This window comes from Paenibacillus cisolokensis, from assembly GCF_050481165.1.
Taxonomy (GTDB): Bacteria; Bacillota; Bacilli; order Paenibacillales; family Paenibacillaceae; genus Paenibacillus_AH; species Paenibacillus_AH cisolokensis.
On the sequence record NZ_JBCNFP010000181.1, the window covers coordinates 1 to 11349 of the forward strand.

Sequence of the window (11349 nt, forward strand, 5' to 3'; positions counted from 1 at the left end):
CACGAATCAGGGACTTGACATCTTACCGCTGGACTTTTCTTGTTGTGCAACGCAAAAAAGGTACAACCTGCTTGCAACGTGCATGCGAGGTTGTACCTTTTCGGTAGCATTGCCTTTAAATTTGTCCCCATCATAGTACAAAAACGGGCAGTTTGGCAACTTTTTTTTGCAAAATCGCGCTGAACGCCATTTCGCAGACCCGGCCACGGAGACAAAAAGAACTGACGCGCCTTTAACCGGGACGTACCATTGGCGGCAGGCCGATGTAAAGGGCGAATCGGAATGAGCGCACAATCCGATCGGAAAATGCCGCTTGTGCAAATGAAGTTTTGAATATATATTTGTTTTAATGTATATTTATACAACTTATTCAAAAGGAGGGGATGGCGATCCGTCATGACAAAATCGACGAGCTGTTCCGATTGGAAGAACGCTGCCTGAACGCCTGGCCGGGTCTGCATACCGTTCTGCACGAGGGCTGGCAGCTCCGCTTTTCGGGCGGATATACAAAGCGGGCGAACTCGGTTATCCCTTATTTATGCGCAAACGAACAGAATCGTCTGGCCGAACGAATCGCCTATTGCGAATCGGCTTACGCCGCCGCGGGGCTGGCTCCGGTATTCAAGCTCGTTTCTTTCGCGGAGCCGGAGTGGCTCGATCGCGAACTGGAGAAGAGGGGTTACGGTATTGTCGAGCCTTCCGGCGTTTGGACCGTCGGTTTGGCGAATATCGCCCCGCCGGAGACGGACAGCGCCGCTTTCTTCCCCTCGGCCAGCGGAGAGTGGCTGGACGCGTTCGCCGCTCTTTCCGGTCTGGACGAAAGCGCGCTCCGAATTGCCGTTCGCTTGCTGTCCGGTCCGTGCCTGCATCGCGGTTTTTTTCTCATCAGGGAACAGAAAGTCCCGGTCGCCTTCATATGCCTATTGGTACCGCCGCAAAGCATTTGCGCGTTTTTAGACGGCAATGGAACGGTTTTGACGCCGCAAGGCAACCGCCGCCGGCACGAGCGCGGTCAGGAAGCAGCAGGCGGCAACGATCGGCAGGACGGTCCACTGGAATAGCGATTGCCCGAGAAGCGTCTGCGCGCCGATCGCCGTCAAACCGAGCGAATAGGCGATGCCGGCAATATGAATGAGCCTGCGGCGAAGCGCAGGAACGACCGCTCCGCGTTCCGTCAGCCAGGCGACCAGCGGGACCCATTGCAGCGCATGGAAGCCGAGGCCGTGAAACCAAATGATATTGCCTTCCTCGCCGAAAAACCGGCCCTGATTGAACGACAACCAGATCCCGCCCGCAAACGACAGCATCACCGCGATCATCGCATAGCGAATGCCCAATACGAGCTCCGGACGCAAGCGATAAGCTTTGGAACGGAAATAGGAAAAAGCGAGGAACAGATAAAACAGCACCAGCAACAGGGCGACGAATCCGAATATGATGCCGACCATGCTGTCGAAGGCGGTGCCGTCCGGGTTGAATCTCGGATCCATGCCGCGAAAATGCTGCACCGTTTCCGCAAAGTAGGAATAGAGCGCCAGCATAATATATACGCGCCGGAAAAATGTCCTGCTTTTCGCCTCCAGCCCGGAGAACGGCAAGATCGCCGCCGTCGTCAGCAGAAAGATGCCGAGCGCCGCATTAAACGAAAACGCTCGGGATACGTCGCCATAGGGCGCGATCTGTCCGCCGAACAACAAAACCCAAACGCCGCATATCCCCGCGAGCAAAAATCCGAGCAGACCGGTCAGCGCCAATCCCTTCTCCCTTTCGAAATATTGGATAACCGTCTTCAAGCCGCCGACGTTTTGCACCTTCAATTTCCGAATCTCCTTTCCTGATACCTTTACTTTCCATAACTTTACAGGAAAAGACCGGCGCTTGTAACGGGCGGCGGACGGAATTCCGGCCAAAACCCGAGGAGGAAAATAAAGCGCGGCCGCAGACTTAACCGTCCTCGTGCTGAAGGCGGAACTTGTCTTCATCCGGAGGCGGCCCTTCGCTTCCGTCACCCCCCCCCGATCCCGTTCGGCGCGCGGAGCGGCCGTCCGTTGATGATTCGCGCCATCGGCGGTATGATGATGATTGGGCAAGCCATCCGGCAGCAAGTTCCGCCCTGCCGTACGATGCAACCTGTTCGCGAAAAGCACGCAATGACAGGATAACCCGCCAATCCGTTGATACAATGGGAAACAGAAAGAGGCGAATGCGGTTGGAATGGTTTACGCGGATGAAAGACGCTCTCGACTTCATGGAGAAGAAAATGGAGGAGAATTGGATTATCGGATTGAAGAAAAAGAGGCGTTTACGGTGGTCGGCAAAGCGATGCACTGCACATGCCAGGATAACGAGCATACGCGGCAAATCCCGAGGTTTTGGGAAGACAGCCATCGGGACGGCACGATCGCCAGGTTGAATGCCGTCAGCGCCGACGGCGTCCTGCTCGGCGTCATGACGGACATGCAGCCAGGCAAAGAAGAGTTCACCTATATGATCGCCAGCCGGACGGATCAGGCATCCGTTGCGGACGGGCTCGATGCGAGAACGATTCCCGCCTCCACCTGGGCGATCTTCACCGCGGTCGGTCCGATCCCCGAAACGATCCAAAGCTTGTTCGGCCGGATTTATCAGGAGTGGTTTCCGGCCACCGGCTACGAGCATGCCGGCACGCCGGAGATGGAGGTTTATCCTCCGGGAGACGTCGCGGCGGAAGATTACCGGTGCGAGGTATGGATTCCGATCGTCAAACGTTAATACGAAAAGCCCGCGATTATTCGCGGGCTTTCGCTCCGTCCGCCCTCATGCATCCGTGCACGAAGTCGACGATATGCAGCACTTCCCGGCCGGCGCCGTGCCGCGCCTCGCCGAGCTTCATCTGCAGCAGGCAGCCGGGATTGCTCGTCAGCACGACGTCGGCGCCGGTCGTACCGACACAAGCCATCTTCTTCTCCAGAATTTGCCCGGCCATCTCCGGCTGCGTCAAATTGTAAATGCCCGCCGAACCGCAGCAGCGGTCCGCCTCCGGCATTTCCACAAATTCGACGCCCGCGATCGACCGCATTAACCGTCTCGGTGAATCACCCGCCCGCATCACATTGCGCAGATGGCAGGAATCCTGATAGGTGATGCGAACCGGTCTGGAACCGGCGGACGAAGGCCCCCCTTCCGGCGCAGCGCCGGCGGACGCGGCATGGGCAAGCGAAGGCATGCGGCCGTAACGGACGAGCAGGTCGCTAATGTCGATCACCCGCTTCGCGAACCACGCTCCGCCTTCCTTCCACGATTCGTCGTGATGCAGCAGATGGTCGTATTCCGACAGGATGGCGCCGCAGCCGCCTGCATTGGAGACGATATAGTCGACGCCCGCGGCACGGAACGCCTCGATATTGCGGCGGGCGAGCGCCTTCGCGTCTTCGACTTCGCCGCTGTGGGCATGAAGCGCGCCGCAGCAGTTTTGCGACGGCGGGATGACGACGTCGAATCCGGCCTCGGTCAGCAATTCGACCGTCTTGACGTTCGTATCCGTAAACAGCATATCCATAATGCAGCCGCGGAACAGCCCGACCGTGGCGATCCGCTCGCCTTTGGCCGCGTGGCGCTCGCCGATCCGCTCGACAACGCCGCGCCCCGACGCTTCCGGCATAATCGCCTCCATCTCGGCCAGATGCTTCGGCAGCAGCTTCAACACGCCGGCGCCGCGGGCGAGCCGCGCCAGCCCCGAGCGCTGGTACAGCCGGAGCGCGCCGCCGAGCATGCGCATCCGGTTCTGCTTCGGAAACAGCCCCTTGAATACTGCGGTGCGAACCGCCTTCACCCACCACCGTCGGCTTGTCGTATGCTCCTCGATCGCTTCGCGCGCCTGCTCGATCAGCTGCCCGTATTTCACGTCGGCCGGACATGCGGGCTCGCAGGCCCGGCAGCCAAGGCAGTGGTACATCTGCTGCTCGAAGGCGGCGTCCGGCGCAAGCAATCCTTCGGCAGCCGCTTTCATGAGCGCAATGCGGCCGCGCGGCGATTCCGCTTCGACGCCCGTCTCGCGGAACGTCGGACATGCGGGCAGGCAGAAGCCGCAGCGCATGCAGTTCGTCAGCTGGTCTTCGTCAAGCTTCAGCTTGAGCGACGCCGCCAGCGGGCTGAGCTTCGTCAGCCGCGGTGCGCCGTCCGTGGCGGCTTCCTGCCGTTCCAACGTCTTAACCACGGTCGATCACCACCCGTTTGCGGGACGACTTGGCGAATACTTTCCCCGGATTGAGCAGATGATGGGGATCGAAGCTGTCCTTGATCGCCTTCATGGCCGCGATGCCCGCAGGCCCGATCTTCCATTCCAGGAACGGCGCCTTCACGACGCCTACGCCGTGCTCGCCGGTTATCGTGCCCCCGAGCCGGATCGCCGCCTCGAAAATTTCCTCGAACGCCGCCTCGACCCGCTTGATCTCTTCATGGTCGCGGGCATCGGTCGTTGCGGTCGGGTGCAGGTTGCCGTCTCCGGCATGGCCGAACGTGCAGATCGTCACATTGTGCTTGCGGGCGATCCGGTTGATCTCGACGACCATGTCGGCAATTTTGGAACGCGGCACGGTCGCATCTTCCAGAATGGTCGTCGGCCTTAGCCGCGCCAGCGCCGTGAACGCGCTCCGGCGCGCCGTCAACAGCTTGAGCGCTTCCTCCTGGCTCTGCGCCACATTGACGCGATCGGCCCGCTCGGCCCGGCAAATCTCCTCGATCCGGGCAATGTCACGCTCCACCGTCTCCGGCTCCCCGTCCTGCTCGATCAGCAGCATCGCTTCCATGTCGTGCGGCAGCCCGAGACCGGCGAATTCGTCGACGACGCGTATCGTCGAACGGTCCATAATTTCGAGCGTCGCCGGAATGATCCGGTTCTCGATAATTTGCGAGACGGTTCGCGCGGCATCGTACAGATCGTTGTACATCGCCACCATCGTCTTCTTCGCCTTGGGCGGCGGAACAAGCTTGAGCGTCGCTTCGGTAATGATCGCGAGCGTTCCTTCCGAGCCGACGAGCAGCTTCGTCAAATCGTAGCCGGCCACATCCTTCATCAGCTTGCCGCCGGTACGGATAATGTCGCCGTTCGCGAGCACCGCCTCAAGCCCGATGACGTAATCTTTGGTCGTGCCGTACTTCAACCCGCGCAAGCCGCCGGAGCACTCGGCGATATTGCCGCCGATCGTCGAGATCGCCATGCTGCTCGGATCGGGCGGATAGAACAGACCGAGCGATTCGATATGTTCCGTAAACGTTTTCGTAATAAGCCCCGGTTGAACGGTTGCCGTCAAATTTTCCATATCGACTTCCAATATTTTGTTCATCCGGTGCATCACCATGACGACGCCGCCTTGCAGCGGCACGGTGCCGCCGCACAGATTCGTCCCCGATCCGCGGCTGACAAGCGGAATCCGGTGTCGGTGCAGCACCTTCATGACGTCCGATACCTGCTGTGTGTTCTCCGGATAGACGACCGCTTCCGGCAACGATTGGAGCATCGGCGTTCCGTCGTAAGAATGCGTCACAAGCGTTTCGGGATCGTCCCGAAATCCCTGAGGGCCCAAAATATCCAGCAATTCGCGTTTCACAGATGACTGCACGTCCGCTCCCCCTTAAAATTAATCAGGTCATCTGATGACTTTTTCTGATCAATACTATACACTAAAATATAAAGATGCGGAAGACCAATTTTCGCCGACAAGCGGAAGACGATCGGAAGGAGACTATCGATGAAAGCAACGGACAATCGCCCGTTAAAAAGCTATGAATGGGTGCTTCAGGATATTGAACGGCAAATTCGCGAAGGACGGTTCGCCGCCGGCGAGCGGCTGCCGTCGGTCGTCGAGCTGTCGGCCCATTACAAGGTCGGACGTTCGACGATCCGGGAAGCGCTGAGCGCCCTCAAGGCGATGGGGCTGCTCGACATCCGGCAAGGCGGCGGCACATTCGCGAAGCAGCCGGAAGAAGCGGCCGCACCGCCGCATCCGGCCGACATCGATCGGGAGTCGTGGATCGACCGTTCGGAATCGGTCCGGCATATTCTGGAGGTCCGGCGCGTGCTGGAGACCGGCGCCGCCGCACTGGCCGCCGCCAATCGGACCGAGGACGATCTGGCCGCGCTGGAGGAGACGCTGGCCGGCATGGCGGAACACCGCGACGACGAGCGGTACAACGAGCAGGCCGACGTCCGCTTCCATCTGCAGATCGCCGCGGCGACGCGCAATCCGGTCATCGCCGATCTGATGCAGTCGCTGTCCCGGCGGCTGCACGACAGCATGCGCGATACCCGGGCGCTCTGGTTTTATTCCGAGCGGTCGACCGCCGACCGGCTGCTCCGGGAACATCAGGCGATCTACGAAGCGATCGCCGCCCGCGACGCCGACGAAGCGGCGAACCGGATGCAGCTGCACATCGCCAAAGTCGAGCAGGTGCTGAACGATAAAGGAGCCGCCGGGAAATAACGGCGGACGCGGCGAAGGCCCGGGCGGCATCGCATGCCCGGGCCTTCGCCAATTTCAAATGTACCGCAGCAACTCGCGCAAATGCCGGATCGTCCCGATCGGCCGAACACCTCTGGCAGCCAGTTCTTCCTTCGCGATGCCGTAACCGACGAACGGAATGCCCGCATCCTGCGAAGCTATGCCGTCGATCCAGGAATCGCCGACCGACAGCCATCGTTCGCGCGGGATGCGGCCGCACCGGCGCTGCGCTTCCCGGTAACCGGACGGCGAAGGCTTGAGCGAGGCCATCCGTTCCCGGCCGATCACTTCTTCGACGAATTCGTCCATGCCGGTGCGAAGCAGCGCTTCCTCGGCCGCGGCTTGCGAATTGTTCGTTACGACAACCAGCGCGATACCGCGGGATTGCAGCGCGGACAGCAGCTCGATCGCGCCCGGTTCAGGGCCGGCATCCCGCATGCCGTCCAGCTCGTACCGCGCTGCAACGGCGAGCAGCTCCCGATGCAGTTCGCCGGGTATCCCCTTCTCCAGCGCAAGCGCGATCAAGGTGGAGGACGTATGGTTGTCCAGCGGCAAATCGGCGGCCAACACGCGGCGCTCGACAAGCGCCCGAAAGATGCTTCGTTTCATCGCCGCAAAGTCGATGCGCGACCGCAGCAGCGTATTATCCATATCGAATATAACGCCCTTAACGCCGGCATTGCCCACCGTCCGCCACCTCCTTTTGCAGCTCTAAGCTCTCCCCGCTTCCCGTGCGGCAGCCAGACCGAGCGCCAGCGCCCCGCACAAGCCGGCATTGTCGCCCAATCCCGGCGTGACAATATAGGAGTCGATACCGTCGCGCAAGGCGTCAGCGCTGACGTAGCCGTTCAGATTTTTCTGCACTTCGGCGCGGATCAGCGGCAGCAGCTGCCGTTGATGCATGACGCCGCCGCCCAAAATGACTTTTTTCGGCGACAGCAGCAGAATCGTTCCGGCTACGGCCTGTCCGATATAGAAGGCTTCTATCGCCCACGCCGGATGATCGGCGGGAATGTCTTTTCCTTTCATGTTCCATCTCTTCTCCAGCGCCGGTCCCGCGGCCATTCCTTCCAGACAATCGCCGTGGTAAGGGCAGAAGCCTTCGAAACGATCGTCCGGATGGCGCCGCGTCAGCACATGTCCCCCTTCCGGATGAACGAGACCGTGCACCATCTTCCCTTCGGCATAAACGCCGACGCCGATGCCGGTGCCGATCGTATAGTAGACGCAGCTGTCCAGCCCGCGCGCCGCGCCCCACGTCGCTTCGCCGAAAGCGGCGGCATTGACGTCCGTATCCCAGCCGAACGGCACGTCGAACGCTTCCTTAAGCGTTCCCAGCAACGGATAGCCGGACCAGCCCGGCTTCGGCGTCGTCGTCACATGCCCGTATGTCGGGCTTGCCGGATCAAGATCGATCGGTCCGAACGAGCCGACACCGATCGCTTCGACCTCTTTGTCCCGAAAATAGGCGATCACATTCGCGATCGTCGTCTCCGGCATTTCGGTCGGGAAGCTTACCCGATCCACAATCGTTCCGTTCTCGTCACCGATTCCGCATACGAATTTGGTACCGCCTGCTTCAATAGCTCCTATCCGCATGTAAACAAATCCCCCAAATCAAACAAATTGTACCTTATACAGTTTGACGCATTCCGCCGCAATTGAAAAGAGTTTTTTAGCCAAAACGAACGATTTTCCCCCAAAAAAAATACGGCTGCGGAGAACGGTCCGCGAGCCGATGCGTTCAAGAGACGGTTTGACCGGATTTGCCCGTCTTCACAAATTTCACATGATACATCTTGACGGTCGTGCCGATGACATACTCGGGTTTCGGCTGGCCTCTCTTTTCCCGGTGTCCTTGAATGTGTACGTCGCTCTTCTCCCAATTTTTCCAGGCCTCTTCCGATTCCCAGCGAATCATGACGAGCACCTCTTCATTTTCCTTCCCTTGCCGGTTCACCATGACGGTCCGGTCGATCAGCCCTTCCATACCGTCTACCGGGCTTTCCTTGCTGAAACGCTCGACGACCTGATCCGCATACCCCTTCTCCACGACGATACTGCGCATTTGAACGAACATAGGCAGCTCCTTTGCATCCGTTTATTGGAAACCTTCTGATTTTAATAGTAAATGATAAAGATTATCAATGTCAATAAGTCACTTGAGCGACAGCCATGCCCGGCCATTTCGCCAGCTGACGTGAACCGGCGTTTCGAAAAAGTCCGTCAAATCGTCGCTGTTCAAGACGTCGCGCGACAACCCTTGGGCGAATACCGCCCCGCGGCGCAGAAGCAGCACGCGCGTGAATTCGGGGATAATCTCTTCGATATGATGCGTGACAAACAGCATCGTCGGCGCATCCGGCGATTCGGCCAGCTCGCTGATGCTGGAGAGCAGCGCTTCCCGCGACAGAAAATCGAGGCCGTTGCACGCTTCGTCCAGGATGAGCAGCTTCGGCTCCGCCATCAGCGCCCGGGCGATCAGCACCTTCTGTTTCTCCCCCTGGGAACAGGTCTGGTACGGCCGATCGATCAGATGTCCGCAGCCAAGCCTTCGCATCAGGTGAAATGCTCTCTCGATGTCGTAATCGGTCGGCTTCTCGTACAGCCCGATCGACGCATGCTTGCCGCTGATCACGACATATTGCGTCCGATCGTTCCCATACAGCCGCTCCTGCAAAGAGGAACTGACCCAGCCGATCGATTTGCGCAGCTCCCGCAGATCGACGGTGCCGAACGGATGGCCCAGCACGGATACGGTGCCGGTCGTCGGCCAGATATAGCCGTTGATCATGTTCAGCATCGTCGTTTTGCCCGAACCGTTAAGACCGAGAACGGCCCAATGCTCACCTTGGCGCACCTGCCAGTCGATCCCCTCGAGTATCGTTTTGTCGTCGCGCCTCCATGTTACTTGATTCAGCTCGATTACGTTTGTCATTTCCAGGCAGCCTCCTCATCAATTTGCCGGTCGATCGCTTCCAACCTTCCCGTTATCGAATTTGGCGAACCGCCGTTTCGATCAGCCGGTCGACGACCTTTTCCCAGTGCCGCTTCATCACATACCGCATGTAAACATCTTCAAGCTTCTCCTGGTGGAACGCAAATGTCGTCTTTCCCGTTTTCGTCGCGAGCAGCGTAATCTGAAGCGTGGAAGGGTTGTCCCATTCCCGGCGGCGCCACGACATCCGCAGCTTCTCATAGGGCTTGACGACGCCCAGTTTTCCGGAGACGCCGTCTTTGGACTGAAATACGCTTCCGACCTGCAGCGGGAACGGCTCCACATCGCCGATCCACAGCTTCAGGCCGGATGGCGAGACGAGATGATGCCACGCTTCTTCCTTCGGAATTGCCGCCGTTCTCCTGATGCCGACATTGAAACCGACGTCCATCGTCTGGCCGACCGGCTTGCGCCCCAGCCGCTCTCCGTACATGTCGGCGATGATCGGCACCCATTCGGGGCCGACGCCGCGCTCCTGCAAATATTCGGCCAATTGATCGTAGGTCGGGGCCGGACCGCAATTCTCTTCCAGCAGCTTCACCCACCGCTCTCACGACAATCCGGTTTCGCGCTCCACATCCGTCCGAAACATGACGCCTGGCATTTTGACGTTCCTCCCACAACCTTTTTCAACCATTATAACGGAGAAACGCTGACAGCGGCAGTCAGCGTTTACAAATGTTTCATCGCTGCCCGTAATATTCGTAGATGCCTTCGCCGCGCAAATTCCGGAGGGCAGGCGAATGAAGCGAATGGGCGCTGCCGCGGCGCATCGACGAAACGCCGGCTCCGTCCCGGGTCTCGGTCCGGCCCGACCAAAGTCGAGAATCCGAAACCGCCGCAAGTCCGTTACGCTGCGCGCGGCGTTTCTTTACGATATAGCTATAAGCGCGGAATTCGAAAGGAGATGCTTGACATGCGCCGCAAACTGTATCTGTCCCGAACTGACAAAAAGCTGACCGGCCTGTGCGGAGGGCTGGCGGAGTATTTCGGCGTCGACGCCAACATTCTACGGGTATTCGCCGTCGTCGGCTGTTTGTTCAGCTTTGGCACCGTGCTGTTCCTCTATATCGTCTGCAGCTTGATCGTGCCGAAAGAACCGTTGACGCCGGAGCCTCTGTATCATACCGGCAATCCCTATCTTTAAATCGCGAGAGGAGATGAATGCCGATGAGCAGCGTATTGAATCGGCTGTTGAACATTACGAAAGCGGCAGCTCACGAGCTGCTTGACAAGCTGGAAGACCCTGTCCGGATGATGGACTATTACGTCAAAAATGCGGCAGAGGAAATCGAGCAGCTGAAGGCGGAAATCGCAAAGCAAAAAGGAACGGAACGTTGGCTCGAAACCCGTCTGGAAGAGCTGCGGCAGCAGACGGCGCAGGCCGAGGAGCGCGCCGTCGAAGCGGTGACGGGCGGGCGCGAAGCCGAGGCCAGACTGGCGCTGGAAGCGAAGCTTCATTACATGGAGAAGGCGGACGAGACGGCGCGGCAGCTCGACGCCGCCCGCGCGGCCGTCGCCGAGCTGGAACGCCGGCTTGAGACCGCGAAAGCCGCGCATGCTTCGATGCAGGCCCGGCACGGGGAGCTGGCGGAGCGCGCGCGGAAAGCGGCCGCACAAGTCCGTTACGCCGGCTGCGGCAGCGAAGCGCTGAGCGGATTCGAGCGGATGGAAGAGAAAATTATGCAATGGGAAAGCCGCTCCGAACTTGCAGCGAAGCGTTATGCCGAAAGCGGCCATGCTGGAAGCCCGGCACCCGATGCGGCGGCGGCGCGCCATGCCCGGATCGAAGAGGAGCTGGAGAGGCTGCGGCAGCGGAAGACAGAGTAGACCGGCGAGAGCGAAAGGGCCGTCCGCAAGCAGGACAAACTG

The 11349-nt window shown here is 59.5% G+C and carries 13 protein-coding genes; 5 read left to right on the forward strand and 8 right to left on the reverse strand.

Features of this window, described 5'->3' with window-relative positions; all coding sequences use genetic code 11:
* The first annotated feature begins 383 nt into the window (after window positions 1-383).
* Window positions 384-1061 carry a GNAT family N-acetyltransferase, cg3035/Rv0428c family gene (locus ABEV74_RS22600; RefSeq protein WP_430149873.1) on the forward strand — a complete coding sequence of 226 codons (678 nt, stop codon included), beginning with the start codon at window positions 384-386 and terminating at the stop codon, window positions 1059-1061.
* Here ABEV74_RS22600 and ABEV74_RS22605 read toward each other — a convergent pair.
* Window positions 954-1817: a hypothetical protein gene (locus ABEV74_RS22605; protein WP_430149875.1), complete on the reverse strand. Its 864-nt coding sequence runs from the start codon at window positions 1815-1817 to the stop codon at window positions 954-956. The genes ABEV74_RS22600 and ABEV74_RS22605 overlap by 108 nt on opposite strands.
* A gap of 454 nt (window positions 1818-2271) precedes the next feature.
* On the opposite strand from ABEV74_RS22605, the gene ABEV74_RS22610 reads away from it, so the two are divergent.
* Entirely contained in the window at window positions 2272-2751 is a 480-nt protein-coding gene (locus tag ABEV74_RS22610; protein WP_430149878.1) for a GyrI-like domain-containing protein, read from the forward strand.
* 16 nt (window positions 2752-2767) lie between these two features.
* On the opposite strand, the gene ABEV74_RS22615 is transcribed toward ABEV74_RS22610, so the two are convergent.
* Together ABEV74_RS22615 and glcD are read right to left on the reverse strand one after the other, a co-directional pair.
* Window positions 2768-4183 (reverse strand): (Fe-S)-binding protein, encoded by a 1416-nt coding sequence (locus tag ABEV74_RS22615; RefSeq protein WP_372447214.1) that lies wholly within the window; start codon window positions 4181-4183, stop codon window positions 2768-2770.
* 4 nt (window positions 4184-4187) lie between these two features.
* The gene (glcD, locus tag ABEV74_RS22620; RefSeq protein WP_430149881.1) at window positions 4188-5600 is read right to left on the reverse strand and encodes a glycolate oxidase subunit GlcD; all 1413 of its coding nucleotides are present in this window, start codon (window positions 5598-5600) and stop codon (window positions 4188-4190) included.
* Window positions 5601-5729: 129 nt separating this feature from the next.
* Between glcD and ABEV74_RS22625 the strand changes: the two genes are divergently transcribed.
* A complete protein-coding gene (locus ABEV74_RS22625; protein WP_062493465.1) occupies window positions 5730-6461 on the forward strand; it encodes a FadR/GntR family transcriptional regulator in 732 nt (243 codons plus the stop codon).
* A gap of 54 nt (window positions 6462-6515) precedes the next feature.
* Here the strand turns inward: ABEV74_RS22625 and ABEV74_RS22630 are convergent, their stop codons facing one another.
* From ABEV74_RS22630 to ABEV74_RS22650, 5 genes are all read right to left on the reverse strand, one after another.
* Window positions 6516-7166 (reverse strand): HAD family hydrolase, encoded by a 651-nt coding sequence (locus tag ABEV74_RS22630; protein WP_244863781.1) that lies wholly within the window; start codon window positions 7164-7166, stop codon window positions 6516-6518.
* 24 nt (window positions 7167-7190) lie between these two features.
* Window positions 7191-8078, reverse strand: a complete 888-nt coding sequence (locus tag ABEV74_RS22635; protein ID WP_062493467.1) for an ROK family protein — start codon at window positions 8076-8078, stop codon at window positions 7191-7193.
* A 145-nt stretch (window positions 8079-8223) separates the two neighbouring features.
* Window positions 8224-8559: an antibiotic biosynthesis monooxygenase gene (locus tag ABEV74_RS22640; protein WP_430149884.1), complete on the reverse strand. Its 336-nt coding sequence runs from the start codon at window positions 8557-8559 to the stop codon at window positions 8224-8226.
* 78 nt (window positions 8560-8637) lie between these two features.
* Window positions 8638-9417 (reverse strand): ABC transporter ATP-binding protein, encoded by a 780-nt coding sequence (locus ABEV74_RS22645; RefSeq protein WP_062493470.1) that lies wholly within the window; start codon window positions 9415-9417, stop codon window positions 8638-8640.
* A 52-nt stretch (window positions 9418-9469) separates the two neighbouring features.
* Entirely contained in the window at window positions 9470-10018 is a 549-nt protein-coding gene (locus ABEV74_RS22650) for an SRPBCC domain-containing protein (RefSeq protein ID WP_430149886.1), read from the reverse strand.
* A gap of 375 nt (window positions 10019-10393) precedes the next feature.
* Here ABEV74_RS22650 and ABEV74_RS22655 point away from each other — a divergent pair, with 375 nt between their 5' ends.
* Window positions 10394-10624, forward strand: coding sequence for a PspC domain-containing protein (locus ABEV74_RS22655; protein ID WP_213531697.1), 231 nt, complete (start codon window positions 10394-10396; stop codon window positions 10622-10624).
* A gap of 23 nt (window positions 10625-10647) precedes the next feature.
* On the forward strand, window positions 10648-11307 hold the full coding sequence (locus ABEV74_RS22660; RefSeq protein WP_160327809.1) for a PspA/IM30 family protein: 660 nt from the start codon (window positions 10648-10650) through the stop codon (window positions 11305-11307).
* Window positions 11308-11349: the final 42 nt, after the last annotated feature.

Excerpts from the sequence above, each read along its gene's own strand:
- ABEV74_RS22600 (WP_430149873.1), top strand. The coding sequence starts at position 384 with ATGGCGATCCGTCATGACAAAATCGACGAGCTGTTCCGATTGGAAGAA.
- ABEV74_RS22655 (WP_213531697.1), top strand. The coding sequence starts at position 10,394 with ATGCGCCGCAAACTGTATCTGTCCCGAACTGACAAAAAGCTGACCGGC.
- ABEV74_RS22640 (WP_430149884.1), bottom strand. The coding sequence starts at position 8,559 with ATGTTCGTTCAAATGCGCAGTATCGTCGTGGAGAAGGGGTATGCGGAT.
- ABEV74_RS22635 (WP_062493467.1), bottom strand. The coding sequence starts at position 8,078 with ATGCGGATAGGAGCTATTGAAGCAGGCGGTACCAAATTCGTATGCGGA.
- ABEV74_RS22660 (WP_160327809.1), top strand. The coding sequence starts at position 10,648 with ATGAGCAGCGTATTGAATCGGCTGTTGAACATTACGAAAGCGGCAGCT.
- ABEV74_RS22625 (WP_062493465.1), top strand. The coding sequence starts at position 5,730 with ATGAAAGCAACGGACAATCGCCCGTTAAAAAGCTATGAATGGGTGCTT.
- ABEV74_RS22645 (WP_062493470.1), bottom strand. The coding sequence starts at position 9,417 with ATGACAAACGTAATCGAGCTGAATCAAGTAACATGGAGGCGCGACGAC.